Origin of the sequence: Enterobacter cloacae complex sp.6700776, assembly GCF_048284255.1 — a bacterium.
Lineage (GTDB): Bacteria > Pseudomonadota > Gammaproteobacteria > Enterobacterales > Enterobacteriaceae > Enterobacter > Enterobacter intestinihominis.
On sequence record NZ_JBLVYK010000008.1, the window covers coordinates 46,538 to 64,812 of the forward strand.

Sequence of the window (18,275 nt, forward strand, 5' to 3'; positions counted from 1 at the left end):
CTATGAAATTTACCGTTGAACGTGAACATTTATTAAAACCGCTGCAACAGGTGAGTGGCCCATTAGGCGGCCGCCCTACGCTGCCTATTCTTGGAAACCTGCTGCTTCAGGTCGCTGACGGTACGCTGTCGCTGACCGGCACAGATCTGGAAATGGAAATGATCGCGCGCGTTACGCTGACTCAGCCGCACGACGCGGGCGCGACCACGGTTCCGGCACGTAAATTCTTTGATATTTGCCGTGGGCTGCCGGAAGGCGCTGAAATCGCCGTGCAGCTGGAGGGCGACCGCATGCTGGTGCGCTCTGGCCGCAGCCGTTTCTCCCTCTCCACGCTGCCCGCTGCGGACTTCCCGAACCTGGATGACTGGCAGAGCGAAGTTGAATTTACCCTGCCGCAGGCGACGATGAAGCGTCTGATTGAAGCCACGCAGTTCTCTATGGCGCATCAGGACGTTCGTTACTACTTAAACGGCATGCTGTTCGAAACCGAAGGTGAAGAGCTGCGTACCGTGGCTACAGACGGTCACCGTCTGGCGGTCTGTTCTATGCCGATTGGCGATTCACTGCCAAACCATTCGGTGATCGTACCGCGTAAAGGCGTAATTGAACTGATGCGTATGCTCGACGGCGGCGACACCCCGCTGCGCGTGCAGATCGGTAGCAACAATATTCGTGCCCACGTGGGCGATTTTGTCTTCACATCGAAGCTGGTAGACGGACGTTTCCCGGATTATCGCCGCGTATTGCCGAAGAACCCGGACAAAACGCTGGAGGCAGGTTGCGACATCCTCAAGCAGGCGTTCGCGCGCGCCGCTATTCTCTCCAACGAGAAATTCCGCGGCGTACGTCTGTACGTGAGTGAAAACCAGATCAAAATCACCGCCAACAACCCGGAGCAGGAAGAGGCAGAAGAGATTCTGGACGTCACCTACGCCGGGGCTGAGATGGAAATCGGCTTCAACGTCAGCTATGTGCTGGATGTGCTGAATGCACTGAAATGCGAGAACGTTCGCATCCTGCTGACTGACTCCGTTTCGAGCGTACAGATTGAAGATGCCGCATCACAGTCGGCTGCTTATGTTGTCATGCCAATGAGACTGTAATGTCGCTCACCCGTCTGTTGATCCGCGACTTTCGCAACATCGAGAGCGCGGATCTCGCTTTATCCCCTGGCTTTAATTTCCTGGTTGGCGCGAACGGCAGCGGCAAAACCAGCGTGCTGGAAGCCATCTATACGCTCGGTCATGGCCGGGCGTTTCGCAGTTTGCAGATTGGTCGCGTGATTCGCCACGAGCAGGATGCGTTTGTGCTGCATGGGCGCTTACAGGGTGCCGAGCGGGAAACTGCCATCGGCCTGACCAAAGACAAGCAGGGCGACAGCAAGGTGCGCATCGACGGCACCGACGGCCACAAGGTGGCGGAGCTGGCACTGCTGATGCCGATGCAGCTGATTACGCCGGAGGGGTTTACTTTACTCAACGGCGGCCCCAAATACAGAAGAGCGTTCCTCGACTGGGGATGCTTTCACAATGAAGCCGGTTTCTTTAACGCCTGGAGCAATCTGAAGCGTCTGCTTAAACAGCGTAACGCCGCATTGCGCCAGGTCACGCGCTACGCCCAGCTGCGTCCGTGGGACATGGAATTAATTCCTCTTGCGGAACAAATCAGCCGCTGGCGTGCCGAATACAGCGCAGGTATCGCCGAAGACATGGCCGATACCTGCAAACAGTTTTTACCCGAGTTCTCTCTCACCTTCTCTTTCCAGCGTGGCTGGGAAAAAGAGACGGATTATGCCGAGGTGTTAGAGAGAAGCTTCGAGCGCGATCGCATGTTGACCTACACCGCGCACGGCCCGCACAAGGCGGATTTCCGCATTCGTGCCGACGGTGCGCCGGTGGAAGACACGCTGTCGCGCGGGCAGCTGAAGCTCCTGATGTGCGCGCTGCGCCTGGCGCAGGGGGAATTCCTCACCCGCGAAAGTGGGCGACGCTGCCTGTACCTGATAGATGATTTTGCCTCGGAACTTGACGACGCGCGGCGCGGGCTACTTGCCAGCCGCTTAAAAGCCACGCAGTCGCAGGTTTTCGTCAGCGCCATTAGCGCTGAACACGTTATGGACATGTCGGACGAAAATTCGAAGATGTTTACCGTGGAAAAGGGTAAAATAACGGATTAACCCAAGTTGAAATGAGCGAGAAACGTTGATGTCGAATTCTTATGACTCCTCCAGTATCAAAGTCCTGAAAGGACTGGATGCGGTGCGTAAGCGCCCGGGTATGTATATCGGCGACACGGATGACGGCACCGGTCTGCACCACATGGTATTCGAGGTGGTAGATAACGCTATCGACGAAGCGCTCGCGGGTCACTGTAAAGACATCGTGGTCACGATCCATGCGGACAACTCCGTGTCCGTTACCGATGATGGTCGTGGCATCCCAACCGGTATTCACCCGGAAGAGGGCGTATCTGCTGCGGAAGTTATCATGACCGTTCTGCACGCAGGCGGTAAGTTCGATGATAACTCCTATAAAGTTTCCGGCGGTCTGCACGGCGTAGGCGTATCCGTAGTAAACGCCCTGTCGCAGAAGCTGGAGCTGGTTATCCAGCGCGAAGGCAAAATTCACCGCCAGATTTACACCCATGGTGTGCCGCAGGCACCGCTGGCCGTTACCGGTGATACCGACAAAACCGGTACCATGGTGCGTTTCTGGCCGAGCCTTGAAACCTTCACCAACGTCACCGAATTCGAGTACGAGATCCTGGCGAAACGCCTGCGTGAACTGTCGTTCCTGAACTCCGGCGTGTCGATTCGACTGCGCGACAAACGCGACAACAAAGAAGACCACTTCCACTACGAAGGCGGTATCAAGGCGTTCGTTGAGTATCTGAACAAGAACAAAACGCCAATTCACCCGAATATCTTCTACTTCTCTACTGAAAAAGACGGTATCGGCGTGGAAGTGGCACTGCAGTGGAACGATGGTTTCCAGGAAAACATCTACTGCTTTACCAACAACATTCCACAGCGCGACGGCGGTACTCACCTTGCGGGCTTCCGCGCGGCGATGACCCGTACCCTGAACGCCTACATGGACAAAGAAGGCTACAGCAAAAAAGCGAAAGTCAGCGCCACCGGTGACGATGCCCGTGAAGGCCTGATTGCCGTGGTCTCCGTGAAGGTGCCGGATCCGAAATTCTCCTCACAGACCAAAGACAAGCTGGTCTCTTCTGAGGTGAAATCGGCGGTTGAACAGCAGATGAACGAACTGCTGAGCGAATACCTGCTGGAAAACCCGTCCGACGCGAAAATCGTGGTGGGTAAAATTATCGATGCGGCGCGTGCCCGTGAAGCGGCGCGTAAAGCCCGTGAAATGACCCGCCGTAAAGGCGCGCTGGACCTGGCAGGCCTGCCGGGCAAACTGGCTGACTGCCAGGAACGCGATCCGGCGCTTTCTGAACTGTACCTTGTGGAAGGGGACTCCGCGGGCGGTTCTGCGAAGCAGGGCCGTAACCGCAAGAACCAGGCGATTCTGCCGCTGAAGGGTAAAATCCTCAACGTTGAGAAAGCGCGCTTCGACAAGATGCTCTCTTCTCAGGAAGTGGCGACGCTCATCACCGCGCTCGGCTGCGGCATCGGTCGCGACGAGTACAACCCGGACAAACTGCGCTATCACAGCATCATCATCATGACCGATGCGGACGTCGACGGCTCGCACATTCGTACGCTGCTGTTGACCTTCTTCTATCGTCAGATGCCGGAAATCGTTGAGCGCGGCCACGTCTACATTGCCCAGCCGCCGCTGTATAAAGTGAAGAAAGGCAAGCAGGAACAGTACATTAAAGATGACGAGGCGATGGATCAGTACCAAATCGCGATCGCCCTTGATGGTGCGACCCTGCACGCAAACTCCAGCGCGCCAGCGCTGGCCGGTGAACCGCTGGAGCGTCTGGTCTCCGAGTTCAACGCCACGCAGAAAATGATTGGCCGTATGGAGCGTCGCTATCCGAAAGCGCTGCTGAAAGAGCTGATTTATCAGCCGACCCTGACCGAAGCCGAGCTGAGCAACGAGCAGACCGTCACCCGCTGGGTGAACACCCTGGTGAGCGAGCTGAACGAGAAAGAGCAGCACGGCAGCCAGTGGAAGTTCGACGTTCAGCAGAACGCTGAGCAGCAGTTCGAGCCGATTGTTCGCGTGCGTACCCACGGCGTCGATACCGACTACCCGCTGGAGCACGAGTTTGTTACTGGTCCGGAATACCGCCGTATCTGCACCCTCGGCGAGAAGCTGCGTGGTCTGATCGAAGACGACGCGTTCATCGAACGTGGCGAGCGTCGTCAGCCGGTAGCCAGCTTCGAACAGGCGCTGGAGTGGCTGGTGAAAGAGTCCCGTCGTGGCCTCTCTATTCAGCGTTATAAAGGCCTGGGCGAAATGAACCCGGATCAGCTGTGGGAAACCACCATGGATCCGGAAAGCCGTCGCATGCTGCGCGTCACCGTTAAAGACGCAATCGCAGCGGATCAGCTGTTCACTACCCTGATGGGTGACGCGGTTGAACCACGTCGCGCCTTCATCGAAGAGAACGCCCTGAAAGCGGCGAATATCGATATTTAATCGTCGTTATACCGCACGATAACAGGCCGCGCTTTTAGCGCGGCTTTTTTATGGGCGCAGGCATATCCAGCGACATCACGGACGGTAAACGGCTCGCCAGCGTATCTATCGCTATTCTAACCCTCAGCGGCAGATGCGGCGTCTGCTGCCAGACTGCATGAACGTCGAAGCGCACGTCCGGTGCCTGCTTTAAAAGCGGGATGAGTTTTCCCTGATGTATTTCTCTGCGGGCCATCCAGCAGGGCAACCACGCAAGGCCGTGTCCGGCCAGCGCAGCGTCGCAGATTGCCTGTAAATCATCCATATTGAGCGATGAGCGGGGAGTAAAGGTGTGCGATCTCCCTTCGCTATCCATTAGCTGCCAGGGCAGCACTCTGCCTGATCGCAGATAGTTAATGGCAGTGTGGTGGGGTAAATCAGCAACGTTTTCTGGATGGCCGTTCTTCATCAGGTAATCCGGGGCGGCACACAGCACCATGCGATGCTCGCCCAGCCTTCTGGCGACCAGCAGGCTGCTGTCCTGCAGCGTGCCGTTACGTACCGCCATATCAAAGCCTTCCTCTACCAGATCCACCACGCGGTCGCTGAATGACATTTCAAGCTCAAGCCCGGGATGTTCCTGCGTCAGTTCTATCAGCAGTGGCGCGACGCACTGGCGACCAAACAGCACCGGCATGGCAACGCGCAGGCGGCCGCTGACCTGCTGCTTCCCTGTTTCAAGCAGCGACTCCGCGCCCCGAATCTCCTCCAGCGCGCGAAGGCAGCGTTCATAAAACAGAGCGCCGTTGTCGGTCAGCCTCTGGCTGCGGGTGGTACGCTGGAAAAGACGTACCCCCAGCCGCTCTTCAAGACGAGCAATGCTTTTTCCTACCGCCGAGCGCGACAAATGCAGACGGACGGCGGCCTGCGCAAAACTTCCCGCCTCAACGGCGGCCACAAATACAGGTATATCCTTCAGCGTATCGGTCATGAATTGTATCCACTGCGTCATCAATTATGGGAAAACTTATCGCCACTGGCGACCAAACGTCAACGGTAGACTGTCAGTCCTAAAGCTTATTTGATGGCAGGAGAGAAAAAATGACAGAAACAATGCAGCGCTGGTCAATGAACGCCCTTGGGCGCGCGAGCCTTCAGCTTGTTCAGGTGCCTATGCCACAGCCAGGTCCGGGGGAGGTTCGCGTAAGGGTTAATGCCGTTGCGCTCAACTACCGGGATAAAATGGTGATTGAAGGCACGATGCCGATTCCGCTTTCCTTCCCGTTTACCCCAGCATCTGACATGGCAGGCGTGGTGGACAGCGTTGGCGACGGCGTTACGCGTTTCAAACCCGGCGCACGCGTCATCTCAACCTTCTTCCCGGAATGGATCGACGGCAAGCCGCAGGCAGACGCGCGCGATTTGCCCTATAAAACGTCCGGCGGATACTTCCAGGGTATGCTGGCCGAATATGTGATTGTGAGTGAAGACGCGCTGGTGGCGTCCCCGGAAAGCCTGGATGACGCTGAGGCCAGCACGCTTCCTTGCGCGGGGCTTACCGCATGGTTCGCGCTGGTGGAGCGCGGCCATTTACGCGCCGGGCAATCGGTGCTGGTACAAGGCACGGGCGGTGTGGCGCTATTCGCTTTGCAGATAGCAAAAGCGCACGGCGCAGAAGTTATTGTTACGTCGGGGAGTGATGAAAAACTGGCTCTGGCCAAAAAGCTGGGAGCCAGCCAGGGCATCAACCGACTGAAAGGCGACTGGGCTGAAAATACGCTGGCACTGACGCAGGATCGCGGCATCGACCATATTATCGAAACCGTGGGTGGGGAGAATCTGAGACATTCCCTTCGCGCGGTAGCCGTTCACGGGCGTATCTCCGTTATTGGCGTGCTGGCCGGAACGGACATTTCCCTGCCTGCTGGCGAGCTGCTGCTGAAATCCCCCGTCATTCAGGGAATTGGGGTTGGACACCGCCGGGCGCTGGAAGATTTTGTCCGTGCTGTTGATGTCACGGAGTTAAAACCGGTGATTGAACATCGCTATCGTTTTGACGAACTGGAACAGGCGCTTGAGCATCTGGATCGCGGTGCGTTTGGCAAAATCGTTCTCACCCGCGAGTGAGTTCTTGTTCCCGGGATAAATACAAAAGGGGCTTTTTGTTGCGCAAGGTAGCTCTGTTTTTGTGTGCTTAATCGCGTTAGCATGAGATAGCACTCATTTATCCCGGGGACCTCATGGCTATCAAACTCATTGCAATCGATATGGACGGCACGCTGCTGCTGCCAGACCACACTATCTCTCCTGCCGTTAAAAATGCGATCGCCGCCGCACGCGAAAAAGGCGTGAACGTGGTGCTCACCACCGGACGCCCGTATGCCGGGGTGCACAGCTACCTGAAAGAGCTGCACATGAATCAGCCTGGCGATTACTGCATCACCTATAACGGCGCACTGGTGCAAAAGGCAGCCGATGGCAGCACGGTGGCGCAAACTGCACTGAGCTATGATGACTACCGTTTCCTGGAAAAGCTCTCCCGCGAAGTGGGCTCTCACTTCCACGCGCTCGATCGCAATACGCTTTACACCGCCAACCGCGATATCAGCTACTACACGGTGCACGAGTCCTACGTTGCAACCATTCCACTGGTGTTCTGCGAAGCGGAAAACATGGACCCGGCAACCCAGTTCCTGAAAGTGATGATGATTGATGAACCTGCGGTTCTCGACAAAGCCATCTCACGCATTCCGGCTGAGGTAAAAGAGAAATACACCGTGCTGAAAAGTGCGCCGTACTTCCTCGAAATCCTCGATAAACGCGTCAATAAAGGCACGGGTGTCAAATCGCTTGCCGATGCGCTGGGCATTAAGCCTGAGGAGATTATGGCGCTGGGCGACCAGGAAAACGATATTGCGATGATCGAATATGCAGGCATGGGCGTGGCGATGGATAACGCCATCCCGTCGGTGAAAGAAGTGGCGAACTTCGTCACCAAATCTAACCTGGAAGACGGCGTGGCTTATGCGATTGAGAAATTTGTCCTGTCCTAACAGCTGTCTGTAATCATCAGCCTCGATTATCAACCGGGGCTTTTTTTGGCCCTGAATTTATCGAATTGTTCTTTTTGTGATCTGGATTGTAGTACAACATTAACTGATTGTACTACATTGTCACCACGGCAAAGGCGAAAGGACTCACGTTTGTACTGCAAAAGTGAGGCGAAATTCAGCGGTCGCGGTAAAGTAGTGATGGACTTACAGAGCACAAGGACTCTCCATGACACTCAATAAAACCGATCGCATTGTCATCACGCTGGGCACTCAGATTGTGGGTGGCAAATACGTTCCCGGTTCGCCGCTGCCAGCAGAGGCGGAACTGTGCGAGGAGTTTGAAACCTCGCGCAACATCATCCGGGAAGTGTTCCGCTCGCTGATGGCGAAGCGGCTGATTGAAATGAAGCGCTATCGCGGCGCGTTTGTTGCGCCGCGTAACCAGTGGAACTACCTCGATACCGATGTTCTGCAATGGGTACTGGAAAACGACTACGACCCACGGCTTATCGGCGCGATGAGCGAAGTCCGAAATCTGGTGGAACCGGCCATCGCCCGCTGGGCGGCAGAGCGCGCAACGTCAGGTGACCTGGCACAGATTGAGTCGGCGTTAAACGACATGATCGCCAATAACCAGAATCGGGAGGCGTTCAACGAGGCGGACATTCGCTACCACGAGGCGGTACTGCAGTCGGTGCATAACCCGGTGTTACAGCAGCTTAGCGTGGCGATCAGCTCGCTACAGCGAGCAGTATTTGAACGTACCTGGATGGGCGATGAGGCCAACATGCCGAAAACGCTTCAGGAACATAAAGCGCTGTTCGATGCGATACGGCATCAAGACGGCGATGCGGCAGAGCAGGCGGCGCTGACCATGATCGCCAGCTCGACACGAAGGTTGAAGGAAATCACATGACATCACGCTACATCGCAATTGACTGGGGATCGACCAATCTGCGCGCCTGGCTCTACCAGGGGGAGCAGTGTCTGGAAAGCAGGCAATCAGAAGCAGGTGTGACGCGCCTGAACGGTAAATCCCCCGAAGCGGTGTTAGCAGAGGTGACACAAAACTGGCGCGACGGTACTACGCCAGTGGTGATGGCCGGAATGGTCGGCAGTAACGTGGGCTGGAAGGTTGCGCCTTACCTGTCGGTTCCGGTGCATTTCACCGCCGTTGGCGAGCAGTTAACGTCCGTTGGCGACAATGTCTGGATTATTCCCGGTTTATGCGTCTCTCGCGACGATAACCATAACGTGATGCGCGGCGAAGAGACGCAGCTGCTCGGGGCGCGCACCCTTTCTCCTTCTTCTGTCTACGTCATGCCCGGGACGCACTGCAAATGGGTCCAGGCGGATGCTGAGCAAATTCATGATTTCCGCACGGTGATGACCGGCGAACTGCACCACTTGCTGCTTAAGCATTCGCTGGTGGGGGCCGGTTTGCCGGAGCAAACCCCTTCGCCGGAAGCGTTTGCCGCCGGGCTTGAGCGCGGGATCGCATCCCCTGCCGTTTTGCCGCAACTTTTTGAGGTTCGCGCCTCGCACGTGCTGGGAAATCTTCCGCGCGAGCAGGTCAGCGAATTTCTGTCCGGCCTGCTGATTGGCGCCGAAGTCGCCACCCTGAGCGACGCATTCGCCGGGCAGCAGGCCATCACGCTCGTCGCGGGTTCATCGCTGACGTCTCGTTACCGCCAGGCGTTCCACGCTATCGGACGGGATGTTGCTGCGGTGGAAGGCGACACGGCATTTCAGGCAGGTATAAGGAGCATCGCTCATGCAGTGGCAAACTGATCTTCCCCTGATCGCGATTTTGCGCGGTATCACGCCCGGTGAGGCCTTAGCGCACGTTGGCGCGGTGATCGACGCCGGGTTCGACGCGGTGGAAATCCCGCTCAACTCCCCGGAATGGGAAAAAAGCATTCCGGCAGTTGTTAAGGCGTTCGGTGATAAGGCGCTGATTGGTGCTGGTACCGTATTACAGCCGGAGCAGGTGGATGAGCTGGCGAAGATGGGCTGCAAGCTTATCGTCACACCGAATATCAACCCCGAGGTGATCCGCCGGGCGGTGGATTACGGCATGACCGTATGCCCGGGTTGCGCCACGGCCACAGAAGCCTTTTCCGCCCTCGATGCGGGCGCACAGTCTCTCAAAATTTTCCCGTCGTCGGCCTTTGGTCCGGATTACATCAAAGCGCTGAAAGCGGTCTTACCCGCCAGCGTGCCGGTCTTTGCCGTGGGCGGCGTCACGCCGGAAAACCTGGTGCAGTGGATAAAAGCGGGTTGTGCGGGCGCGGGGCTGGGCAGCGATCTCTATCGTGCCGGACAGCCCGTTGAGCGTACCGCACAGCAGGCGGCAGCATTTGTGAAAGCGTATCGAGAGGCAGTGCAATGAAAATAACCAAACTTACCACGTACCGTTTACCCCCGCGTTGGATGTTCCTGAAAATCGAAACCGACGAAGGCGTGGTTGGCTGGGGCGAGCCGGTGATTGAAGGCCGTGCGCGTACGGTTGAAGCCGCGGTTCACGAGCTGGGTGAATACCTGATTGGCCAGGATCCGGCGCGCATCAACGACCTGTGGCAGGTCATGTACCGGGCGGGATTTTACCGTGGCGGTCCGATCCTGATGAGCGCCATCGCCGGTATCGATCAGGCGCTGTGGGATATCAAAGGCAAAGTTCTGAATGCCCCGGTCTGGCAATTAATGGGCGGCCTGGTGCGAGACAAAATCAAAGCCTACAGCTGGGTGGGCGGTGACCGCCCTGCGGAAGTGATCGACGGTATCCGGCAGCTGCGCAACATCGGTTTTGACACCTTCAAACTCAACGGCTGCGAAGAGATGGGCGTTATCGATAACTCGCGCGCGGTAGACCGGGCGGTGAACACCGTGGCGCAAATCCGCGAGGCTTTCGGCAACGAGATTGAGTTTGGCCTGGATTTCCACGGCCGCGTCAGCGCGCCAATGGCCAAAGTGCTGATTAAAGAGCTGGAGCCGTATCGCCCGCTGTTTATTGAAGAGCCTGTTCTGGCCGAGCAGGCGGAATACTATCCAAAACTGGCTGAACAGACGCACATTCCCATCGCGGCGGGGGAGCGTATGTTCTCGCGCTTCGAGTTTAAGCGCGTGCTGGAAGCGGGCGGCATTGCGATCCTGCAACCGGACCTCTCCCACGCGGGTGGCATCACCGAATGCTACAAAATTGCCGGCATGGCAGAAGCCTACGATGTGGCGCTGGCACCGCACTGTCCGCTTGGGCCGATTGCGCTGGCAGCCTGTCTGCATGTGGACTTCGTCTCCCGTAATGCAGTGTTCCAGGAACAAAGCATGGGCATTCACTATAACAAGGGCGCGGAGCTGCTCGACTTTGTGAAAAACAAAGAAGACTTCAGCATGGAAGGTGGTTTCTTTAAACCGTTAACGAAGCCGGGCCTTGGCGTGGAGATCGACGAAGCCAAAGTCATTGAGCTGAGTAAAAGTGCGCCGGACTGGCGTAACCCACTGTGGCGTCTTGAAGACGGTTCCGTAGCCGAGTGGTAAATCGCCGGATGGCGCTACGCTTATCCGGCCTACTCTCTCGTAGGCCCGGTAAGCGAAGCGCCACCGGGCAAAAAAAACGTACATAGAAAAAATATAACCCTCTGTAAATTACAGGGCATGGTGAGCGGCTTCGCTATGCCCAAAATCTGGAGACAGATTGCGATGGATATTCCAGTTACTGCTACAAAAACCGGGCGTCGCCGCTACCTGACGCTAATTATGATTTTTATTACCGTGGTCATTTGCTATGTCGACCGCGCCAACCTTGCTGTGGCCTCGGCCCATATTCAGGAAGAGTTTGGCATCACCAAAGCGGAAATGGGCTACGTCTTCTCGGCGTTTGCCTGGCTGTATACGCTCTGCCAGATCCCCGGCGGCTGGTTCCTTGACCGCGTGGGGTCACGTCTGACCTACTTTATCGCTATTTTGGGCTGGTCCGTGGCGACCCTGTTCCAGGGCTTCGCCACCGGGCTGATGTCGCTGATAGGCCTACGCGCCATCACCGGGGTGTTTGAAGCGCCCGCGTTCCCGACCAACAACCGCATGGTGACCAGCTGGTTCCCTGAACACGAACGCGCTTCCGCTGTTGGTTTTTACACCTCCGGGCAGTTTGTTGGTCTGGCGTTTCTGACGCCGCTGTTAATCTGGATCCAGGAGCTGCTGAGCTGGCACTGGGTGTTCATCGTCACCGGCGGGATCGGCATTATCTGGTCGTTAATCTGGTTTAAGGTCTATCAGCCGCCGCGTCTGACCAAAAGTATCACCAAAGCCGAACTGGACTACATCCGCGACGGCGGCGGTCTGGTGGATGGCGATGCGCCAGTGAAAAAAGAGGCGCGCCAGCCGCTGACCAGAGCGGACTGGAAGCTGGTCTTCCACCGTAAGCTGGTGGGCGTATATCTGGGCCAGTTCGCGGTGACCTCCACGCTGTGGTTCTTCCTCACCTGGTTCCCGAACTATCTGACCCAGGAAAAAGGGATAACCGCGCTGAAGGCGGGCTTTATGACCACCGTTCCCTTCCTTGCGGCGTTTTTCGGCGTGCTGCTCTCGGGCTGGCTGGCGGACAAACTGGTGAAAAAAGGCTTCTCACTGGGGGTTGCGCGTAAAACGCCGATTATCTGCGGACTGCTGATCTCTACCTGCATCATGGGAGCGAACTACACCAACGATCCAGTGTGGATCATGACCCTGATGGCGGTAGCGTTCTTCGGGAACGGTTTTGCCTCCATCACCTGGTCGCTGGTGTCGTCCCTGGCACCGATGCGGCTGATTGGCCTGACCGGTGGCGTGTTTAACTTCGTTGGCGGCCTGGGCGGGATCACCGTGCCGCTGGTCATCGGTTACCTGGCGCAGGACTACGGCTTTGGTCCGGCTCTGGTGTATATCTCTGCCGTGGCGCTGATCGGCGCGCTCTCCTACATCCTGCTGGTAGGTGACGTGAAACGAGTAGGCTAATCCCTTCGGATGTTTTACCCTGATGCGATAACCGCGCATCAGGGTATTTTCATGAAACAAATCACCTTCGCTTCCCGCAACCACCAGCTCACCAACATCAACATCTGGACGCCAGACAGCCAGTGGCTTGTCTATGATGTCCGCCCGTCCGGCGCGTCGTTTACCGGTAATACCATTGAGCGGGTCAATGTCATTACGGGCGAGGTTGAGGTGATCTACCGTGCGACTGACGGCGCGCATGTCGGCGTGGTGACCGTTCATCCTGCCGGGGAGAAATATGTTTTTATCCACGGCCCGAAAAACCCGGATGCAGACTGGCTGTATGATTTTCACCATCGTCAGGGAGTGATTGCGCACAACGGCCAGGTGAGCAATCTTGATGCGATGGATATCACCGCGCCTTACACGGCGGGGGCGCTGCGTGGCGGCAGCCACGTTCACGTTTTTAGCCCGAACGGGCAGTTCGTCAGCTTTACCTACAACGACCATGTACTGCACGCGCGCGATCCGCAGCTGGATTTGCGTAACGTCGGGGTGGCGGCGCCTTTTGGTCCGGTAAATCCACAGGGGAACCATCCGCGGGAATATGCTGGCACCTTCTGGAGCGTGCTGGTAAGCCGGACAACGCCGAACCCGCAACCGGGCAGCGATGAGATCAACCGCGCCTATGAAGAGGGCTGGGTGGACAACGACAGGCTGGCGTTTATCGGCGATACGGTGTCTGCGAAAGGCGAGAAAGTGCCCGAACTGTTTATTGTGGACCTTCCCAAGGACGAGCAGGGCTGGAAACGGGCGGGCGATGCGCCGTTGCAGGGGACGCCGGATACAATGCCCGCGCCGCCTGCGGGCGTCATGCAACGCCGCCTTACCTTCACCCATCAGAAGGCGTATCCGGGGCTGGTGAACGTGCCGCGCCACTGGGTGCGCAGCAATCCACAGGGGACGCAGATTGCGTTTTTAATGCGGGACGATAACGGCATTGTGCAGCTGTGGCTTATCTCCCCTGAAGGCGGTGAGCCGCGTCAGTTGACCCACGCTGAGAGCGATATTCAGTCGGCCTTTAACTGGCATCCTTCCGGCAACGGGCTGGGATTTGTGCTTGCAGGCCGCATTGCCTGCTGCGATGCGCAGACCGGAGAGGTGACGTTTTTGACGTCCGATCATGGCAACCCGCCGTCTGCTGACGCTGTGGTGTTTTCCCCGGACGGACGTTTTGTTGCGTGGATGGAAGAGAAGGACGGTTTCCGCCAGCTGTGGCTAACGGAAACCGCACAGAATTAGCGCGGGGTCATCTCTGCGGGTGGGATGACGGAGTTAGTCGCCAGCGTCTCCTGCTCGCTTTTCTCAACGCGCGAACGCACTGAGCTGTCGGTGCGGAACATATCCCACGGCAGCAGAAGCGTATCGGCAACCGCCGTAAACGGCATATCAAGAATCGCCAGAGATTTGGTACCCCAGTTTGTCTCATCATCAGAGATCATGGCGGCACTGGCGCGCGTCCCCGGATATGTTCCTTCTTTACCGCCGGTGTGCGACATCACGCTCGAACACCCGCAAAGTAAAACAACCCCGCTGAACGTCGCCAGCTTAATCAGAACATTTCTCATCATCACTCAGTCATCATTAGTAGCACGGCATTGACCTGCAACTCAGGGTTATAGCGAGGCGCGTCCAAAATGGATAGCTCAAAACTCCCGCACTGTGGTCGCCATCGCAATTTAACCCTTTGTGCTGTGCCCCTGAGTCTATGCGACAACCAGCAAAGTGCAAAAAAATCTCACATCAACAGGCTTGAAAAGGCCGTATCCAGACCCATTTTAAGAATGTAACCCGATAACGGACACGCCTGATGGGTGTTCGGGGAAGCAGAAGCCTGTCCATGGTGGAAGGCTACATTTTCTCGCTGATTCCAGGAGTTTTTATCTATGCGTAATTTCGATCTCTCTCCGCTATACCGTTCTGCCATTGGTTTTGATCGTCTGTTCAACCACTTAGAAAACAACCAGAGCCAGAGCAACGGCTATCCTCCTTACAACGTTGAATTGGTTGACGAAAACCACTATCGCATTGCGATTGCTGTCGCCGGTTTCGCAGAGAGTGAACTGGAGATCACCGCGCAGGACAATCTGCTGGTGGTGAAAGGCTCCCATGCGGGCGAGCAGAAAGAACGAACCTACCTCTACCAGGGCATCGCAGAGCGCAACTTTGAACGCAAGTTCCAGCTGGCTGAGAACATCCACGTCAAGGGCGCGAACCTGGTGAACGGCCTGCTGTTTATCGAGCTGGAACGTGTGATTCCGGAAGAGAAAAAACCGCGTCGTATCGAAATCAATTAATTAAGCGGGTCGCGGCTGCGGCCCACCTGAAATTGCTTGCCGTAAAGGGAGCATATGCGAATCCGCAAGGGTTTGCAGGTACAACTGCGCACAAAAATAAACTGTGCCGAACTCGCTTCTCAGAAGGAGATTTAGTATGCGTAACTATGATTTTTCCCCCCTGCTGCGTCAGTGGATCGGTTTTGACAAACTGGCTAACGCGCTGCAAAGCGCAACCGAACAGCAGACGTTTCCGCCGTACAACATCGAAAAAAGCGATGATAACCACTACCGCATCACGCTTGCGCTGGCCGGGTTTCGTCAGGAAGATCTCGACATCCAGCTTGAGGGTACGCGCCTGACCGTTAAAGGGTCACCGGAAAAACCTGACACCGAGACCAAATGGTTGCATCAGGGGCTTGTCACTCAGCCGTTTAGCCTGAGCTTTACCCTGGCAGACCATATGGAAGTTTCTGGCGCGACGTTCACTAACGGGCTGCTGAATATTGACCTCACCCGTAACGTGCCGGAAGCTATCGCGCCGCAGCGCATCGCCATTAGCGACAGGCCGGCGTTAAACAGTTAACAAACCCGCCGAAACTGTAGGTCGGGTTAGGCGCAGCCGCCACCCGACAACGCTCACAGACCGCACAAGGCCCTGCCCCGGCAGGGCTTTTTTGTGCGCCATCGCCCATACAACCGCCGCCAGCTCTGAGAGAATCCCTGTTATAACTAAGGTTATACACAGGATGTGGAACATGAGTGATATCGCGTTAACCGTCAGCGTGTTGGCCCTTGTCGCGGTAGTGGGGCTATGGCTGGGGAATATCAAAATCCGCGGCGTCGGGTTTGGGATTGGCGGAGTGCTTTTCGGCGGGATTTTTGTCGGCCATTTTGCCGACCAGCTTGGGTGGGTGCTCAGCGCCGATATGCTGCATTTCATCCAGGAGTTCGGCCTGATCCTCTTTGTGTATACCATCGGTATTCAGGTGGGGCCGGGCTTCTTCGCTTCCCTGCGCGTCTCCGGTTTACGCCTTAATCTCTTTGCCTTCGGCATCGTCGTGATGGGTGGGCTGGTCACCGCCATTCTGCACAAACTCTTCGCTATTCCGCTGCCCGTCGTGCTGGGCATCTTCTCCGGCGCCGTAACCAATACGCCCGCGCTCGGGGCGGGCCAGCAAATTCTGCGCGATCTGGGTATCCCTGCTGATGTCGTCGATCAGATGGGGATGAGCTACGCCATGGCCTATCCGTTTGGCATTTGCGGTATTTTGCTCTCCATGTGGCTGGTGCGCGTGCTGTTCCGCATTAACGTCGAGCAGGAGGCGAAAGAGCATGAAAGCACGCTGACCAACGGCCATGCGCTCATTAAAACCATCAACATTCGCGTCGAAAACCCTAACCTGAATAATATGGCGATACAGGATGTTCCCATTCTGAACAGCGCGACCATTATCTGTTCACGCCTGAAACGTGACGACACGCTGATGGTGCCTTCACCTGACACCCTCATTCAGCACGGCGATCTCCTGCATCTGGTAGGGCAACCGGCGGATTTAAACAATGCCCGGCTGGTGATTGGTCAGGAGGTGGATACCTCGCTCTCAACCCGTGGAACGGACATGCGCGTGGAGCGCGTGGTAGTGACCAATGAGAAGGTTCTGGGCAAGAAAATACGCGATTTGCAGGTAAAAGAGCGTTATGACGTGGTGATCTCCCGGCTTAACCGCGCCGGTGTCGAGCTGGTGGCCAGCCAGGATGCCAGCCTGCAATTCGGTGATATTCTCAACCTCGTCGGGCGTCCTTCATCTATTGATGCCGTAGCGAACATGGTGGGCAACGCCCAGCAAAAACTCCAGCAGGTGCAGATGCTGCCGGTCTTTATCGGCGTCGGGCTTGGCGTCATGCTTGGCTCCATCCCCCTGTACGTGCCCGGCTTCCCGGTAGCACTGAAGCTGGGGCTGGCAGGCGGGCCGCTCATTATGGCGCTGATCCTCGGGCGTATCGGCTCCATCGGTAAGCTCTACTGGTTTATGCCGCCGAGCGCTAACCTGGCGCTGCGGGAGTTGGGCATCGTGCTGTTTCTGGCGGTGGTGGGACTGAAATCCGGCGGCGATTTTGTCGATACCCTGGTTAACGGCGAAGGGATGAGTTGGGTAGGCTATGGCATATTCATTACCGCCATCCCGCTGATAACGGTCGGATTACTGGCGCGTATGTTCGCTAAAATGAACTATCTCACGCTGTGCGGCATGCTGGCCGGTTCCATGACCGATCCGCCCGCGCTGGCGTTCGCCAATAACCTGCACGCCACCAGCGGCGCGGCGGCGTTGTCCTACGCCACGGTCTATCCGCTGGTGATGTTTTTGCGCATTATCACCCCGCAACTACTGGCGGTGCTGTTCTGGGGGATGGGCTAATAAGTCTTCCGGGTGGATACGCCGCAGATGGTAGTCCACCTGGTAATCGCTGGTGTTCCGGAACATCACGGAATAGTTGAGGAACTCGCCGCTGTCGCTGTAGGAAAGAGAGGTGATGCGCAGCAGCGGCGTCTGTTCCGGCAGATTCATATAACCGGCCAGCTGTTTATCTGCCAGCACTGGCGTCAGGCTCTCGTAGTTGCCGCTAATGGTGATCCCGCACTCCTTCTCGATGTAATCAAACTTAGACCCTTCGAGATGCGCCAGGGAAAGATTGCGGAACAGCTTCACCGGCATAAAGCTGTCCTCCAGCATCAGCGGTTTTCCGTCCACGTAACGCACCCGCCTTGAAAAATAGATCCGCTCATCAACCTGAATCCGCAGCTGGCTGGCGATGGCGGGCGGCGCGGGCATCACTTCAAACTGCAACACCTTGCTCTGCACTTCTTTCCCCTGCTGGCGCAGTACCTCTACCAGCCCGGTCAGGTTAGTCGTTTCATGATGAACGTCTTTGCGCGCCACGAACGTCCCGCTGCCGTGTCGACGTTCAACCAGCCCCCAGCTTACCAGCAGATCCAATGCCTTGCGGATGGTCATCCGGGCTACGCCAAACTCCTTTGCCAGCGCTTTTTCGCCGGGTAACGGGCTGCCAATGTTGTAGTCCGACGAATTGAGCCGTAGCCGCAATCTGTCGGCAATAGATTTGTAGATCACCTGTAGACCTCTGCTCGCCCGTTATGGCGTGGATTACGTCTTAACTTGTCCATATTTTCTATCAAAAGTAGACCTGATTGGTCAAATTAAAACCATGAATGCGATCACGAATCGCAGCGGCACGCCATGTTCCCGCATCAGTAACTTCTTATGCTCACCTCAGGCCAGTAAAAAATCATAAAGGCC

The 18,275-nt window shown here is 56.6% G+C and carries 17 protein-coding genes and 1 other annotated feature; of the genes, 14 read left to right on the forward strand and 3 right to left on the reverse strand.

Annotated elements, in window-relative coordinates; translation table 11 throughout:
* The first annotated feature begins 2 nt into the window (after positions 1 to 2).
* From dnaN to gyrB, 3 genes are read left to right on the forward strand one after another with little or no spacing between them, the layout of a single operon-like run.
* Positions 3 to 1,103 (forward strand): DNA polymerase III subunit beta, encoded by a 1,101-nt coding sequence (gene dnaN / locus ACNQ0T_RS13875; protein ID WP_003861122.1) that lies wholly within the window; start codon positions 3 to 5, stop codon positions 1,101 to 1,103.
* Positions 1,103 to 2,176, forward strand: a complete 1,074-nt coding sequence (gene recF / locus ACNQ0T_RS13880) for a DNA replication/repair protein RecF (protein WP_022646527.1) — start codon at positions 1,103 to 1,105, stop codon at positions 2,174 to 2,176. The genes dnaN and recF overlap by 1 nt, the downstream gene beginning before the upstream one ends.
* Positions 2,177 to 2,204: 28 nt before the next feature.
* Positions 2,205 to 4,616 carry a DNA topoisomerase (ATP-hydrolyzing) subunit B gene (gene gyrB, locus ACNQ0T_RS13885; RefSeq protein WP_063137909.1) on the forward strand — a complete coding sequence of 804 codons (2,412 nt, stop codon included), beginning with the start codon at positions 2,205 to 2,207 and terminating at the stop codon, positions 4,614 to 4,616.
* A gap of 34 nt (positions 4,617 to 4,650) precedes the next feature.
* On the opposite strand, the gene ACNQ0T_RS13890 is transcribed toward gyrB, so the two are convergent.
* Positions 4,651 to 5,586: a LysR family transcriptional regulator gene (locus ACNQ0T_RS13890; protein WP_063849880.1), complete on the reverse strand. Its 936-nt coding sequence runs from the start codon at positions 5,584 to 5,586 to the stop codon at positions 4,651 to 4,653.
* 110 nt (positions 5,587 to 5,696) lie between these two features.
* Here ACNQ0T_RS13890 and ACNQ0T_RS13895 point away from each other — a divergent pair, with 110 nt between their 5' ends.
* The 8 genes from ACNQ0T_RS13895 (at position 5,697) to ACNQ0T_RS13930 (ending at position 13,921) form a co-directional block, all read left to right on the forward strand.
* A complete protein-coding gene (locus ACNQ0T_RS13895) occupies positions 5,697 to 6,722 on the forward strand; it encodes a zinc-dependent alcohol dehydrogenase family protein (RefSeq protein ID WP_417930149.1) in 1,026 nt (341 codons plus the stop codon).
* A 113-nt stretch (positions 6,723 to 6,835) separates the two neighbouring features.
* Positions 6,836 to 7,648 (forward strand): sugar-phosphatase, encoded by an 813-nt coding sequence (gene yidA / locus ACNQ0T_RS13900; RefSeq protein WP_023305134.1) that lies wholly within the window; start codon positions 6,836 to 6,838, stop codon positions 7,646 to 7,648.
* A gap of 226 nt (positions 7,649 to 7,874) precedes the next feature.
* Positions 7,875 to 8,564, forward strand: coding sequence for a D-galactonate utilization transcriptional regulator DgoR (gene dgoR / locus ACNQ0T_RS13905; protein ID WP_003861109.1), 690 nt, complete (start codon positions 7,875 to 7,877; stop codon positions 8,562 to 8,564).
* Positions 8,561 to 9,439, forward strand: a complete 879-nt coding sequence (locus ACNQ0T_RS13910) for a 2-dehydro-3-deoxygalactonokinase (protein WP_022646534.1) — start codon at positions 8,561 to 8,563, stop codon at positions 9,437 to 9,439. The genes dgoR and ACNQ0T_RS13910 overlap by 4 nt, the downstream gene beginning before the upstream one ends.
* Complete coding sequence (locus ACNQ0T_RS13915) at positions 9,423 to 10,040, forward strand: 2-dehydro-3-deoxy-6-phosphogalactonate aldolase (protein ID WP_063152590.1); 618 nt, start codon at positions 9,423 to 9,425, stop codon at positions 10,038 to 10,040. The genes ACNQ0T_RS13910 and ACNQ0T_RS13915 overlap by 17 nt, the downstream gene beginning before the upstream one ends.
* Complete coding sequence (dgoD, locus tag ACNQ0T_RS13920; protein WP_017694024.1) at positions 10,037 to 11,185, forward strand: galactonate dehydratase; 1,149 nt, start codon at positions 10,037 to 10,039, stop codon at positions 11,183 to 11,185. The genes ACNQ0T_RS13915 and dgoD overlap by 4 nt, the downstream gene beginning before the upstream one ends.
* A gap of 117 nt (positions 11,186 to 11,302) precedes the next feature.
* Complete coding sequence (locus ACNQ0T_RS13925; RefSeq protein ID WP_161177384.1) at positions 11,303 to 12,640, forward strand: MFS transporter; 1,338 nt, start codon at positions 11,303 to 11,305, stop codon at positions 12,638 to 12,640.
* A gap of 51 nt (positions 12,641 to 12,691) precedes the next feature.
* Positions 12,692 to 13,921: a DUF3748 domain-containing protein gene (locus ACNQ0T_RS13930; protein WP_417930152.1), complete on the forward strand. Its 1,230-nt coding sequence runs from the start codon at positions 12,692 to 12,694 to the stop codon at positions 13,919 to 13,921.
* Here ACNQ0T_RS13930 and ACNQ0T_RS13935 read toward each other — a convergent pair.
* On the reverse strand, positions 13,918 to 14,250 hold the full coding sequence (locus ACNQ0T_RS13935; RefSeq protein WP_032622035.1) for a YceK/YidQ family lipoprotein: 333 nt from the start codon (positions 14,248 to 14,250) through the stop codon (positions 13,918 to 13,920). The two genes, ACNQ0T_RS13930 and ACNQ0T_RS13935, sit on opposite strands and share 4 nt — an antisense overlap.
* Before the next feature lie 247 nt (positions 14,251 to 14,497).
* Positions 14,498 to 14,572 (forward strand) — a sequence feature (ROSE (Repression Of Heat Shock gene Expression) occurs in the 5'-region of heat shock genes and acts as an RNA thermometer to modulate expression.).
* On the opposite strand from ACNQ0T_RS13935, the gene ibpA reads away from it, so the two are divergent.
* The 3 genes from ibpA (at position 14,566) to ACNQ0T_RS13950 (ending at position 17,375) form a co-directional block, all read left to right on the forward strand.
* Positions 14,566 to 14,976: a small heat shock chaperone IbpA gene (ibpA, locus tag ACNQ0T_RS13940; protein WP_003861094.1), complete on the forward strand. Its 411-nt coding sequence runs from the start codon at positions 14,566 to 14,568 to the stop codon at positions 14,974 to 14,976. (Overlaps the previous feature by 7 nt.)
* Before the next feature lie 136 nt (positions 14,977 to 15,112).
* Positions 15,113 to 15,541, forward strand: a complete 429-nt coding sequence (gene ibpB, locus ACNQ0T_RS13945; protein ID WP_022646539.1) for a small heat shock chaperone IbpB — start codon at positions 15,113 to 15,115, stop codon at positions 15,539 to 15,541.
* A gap of 172 nt (positions 15,542 to 15,713) precedes the next feature.
* Complete coding sequence (locus tag ACNQ0T_RS13950; protein ID WP_022646540.1) at positions 15,714 to 17,375, forward strand: putative transporter; 1,662 nt, start codon at positions 15,714 to 15,716, stop codon at positions 17,373 to 17,375.
* Here the strand turns inward: ACNQ0T_RS13950 and ACNQ0T_RS13955 are convergent.
* Entirely contained in the window at positions 17,343 to 18,089 is a 747-nt protein-coding gene (locus ACNQ0T_RS13955; RefSeq protein ID WP_022646541.1) for a GntR family transcriptional regulator, read from the reverse strand. The two genes, ACNQ0T_RS13950 and ACNQ0T_RS13955, sit on opposite strands and share 33 nt — an antisense overlap.
* Positions 18,090 to 18,275: the final 186 nt, after the last annotated feature.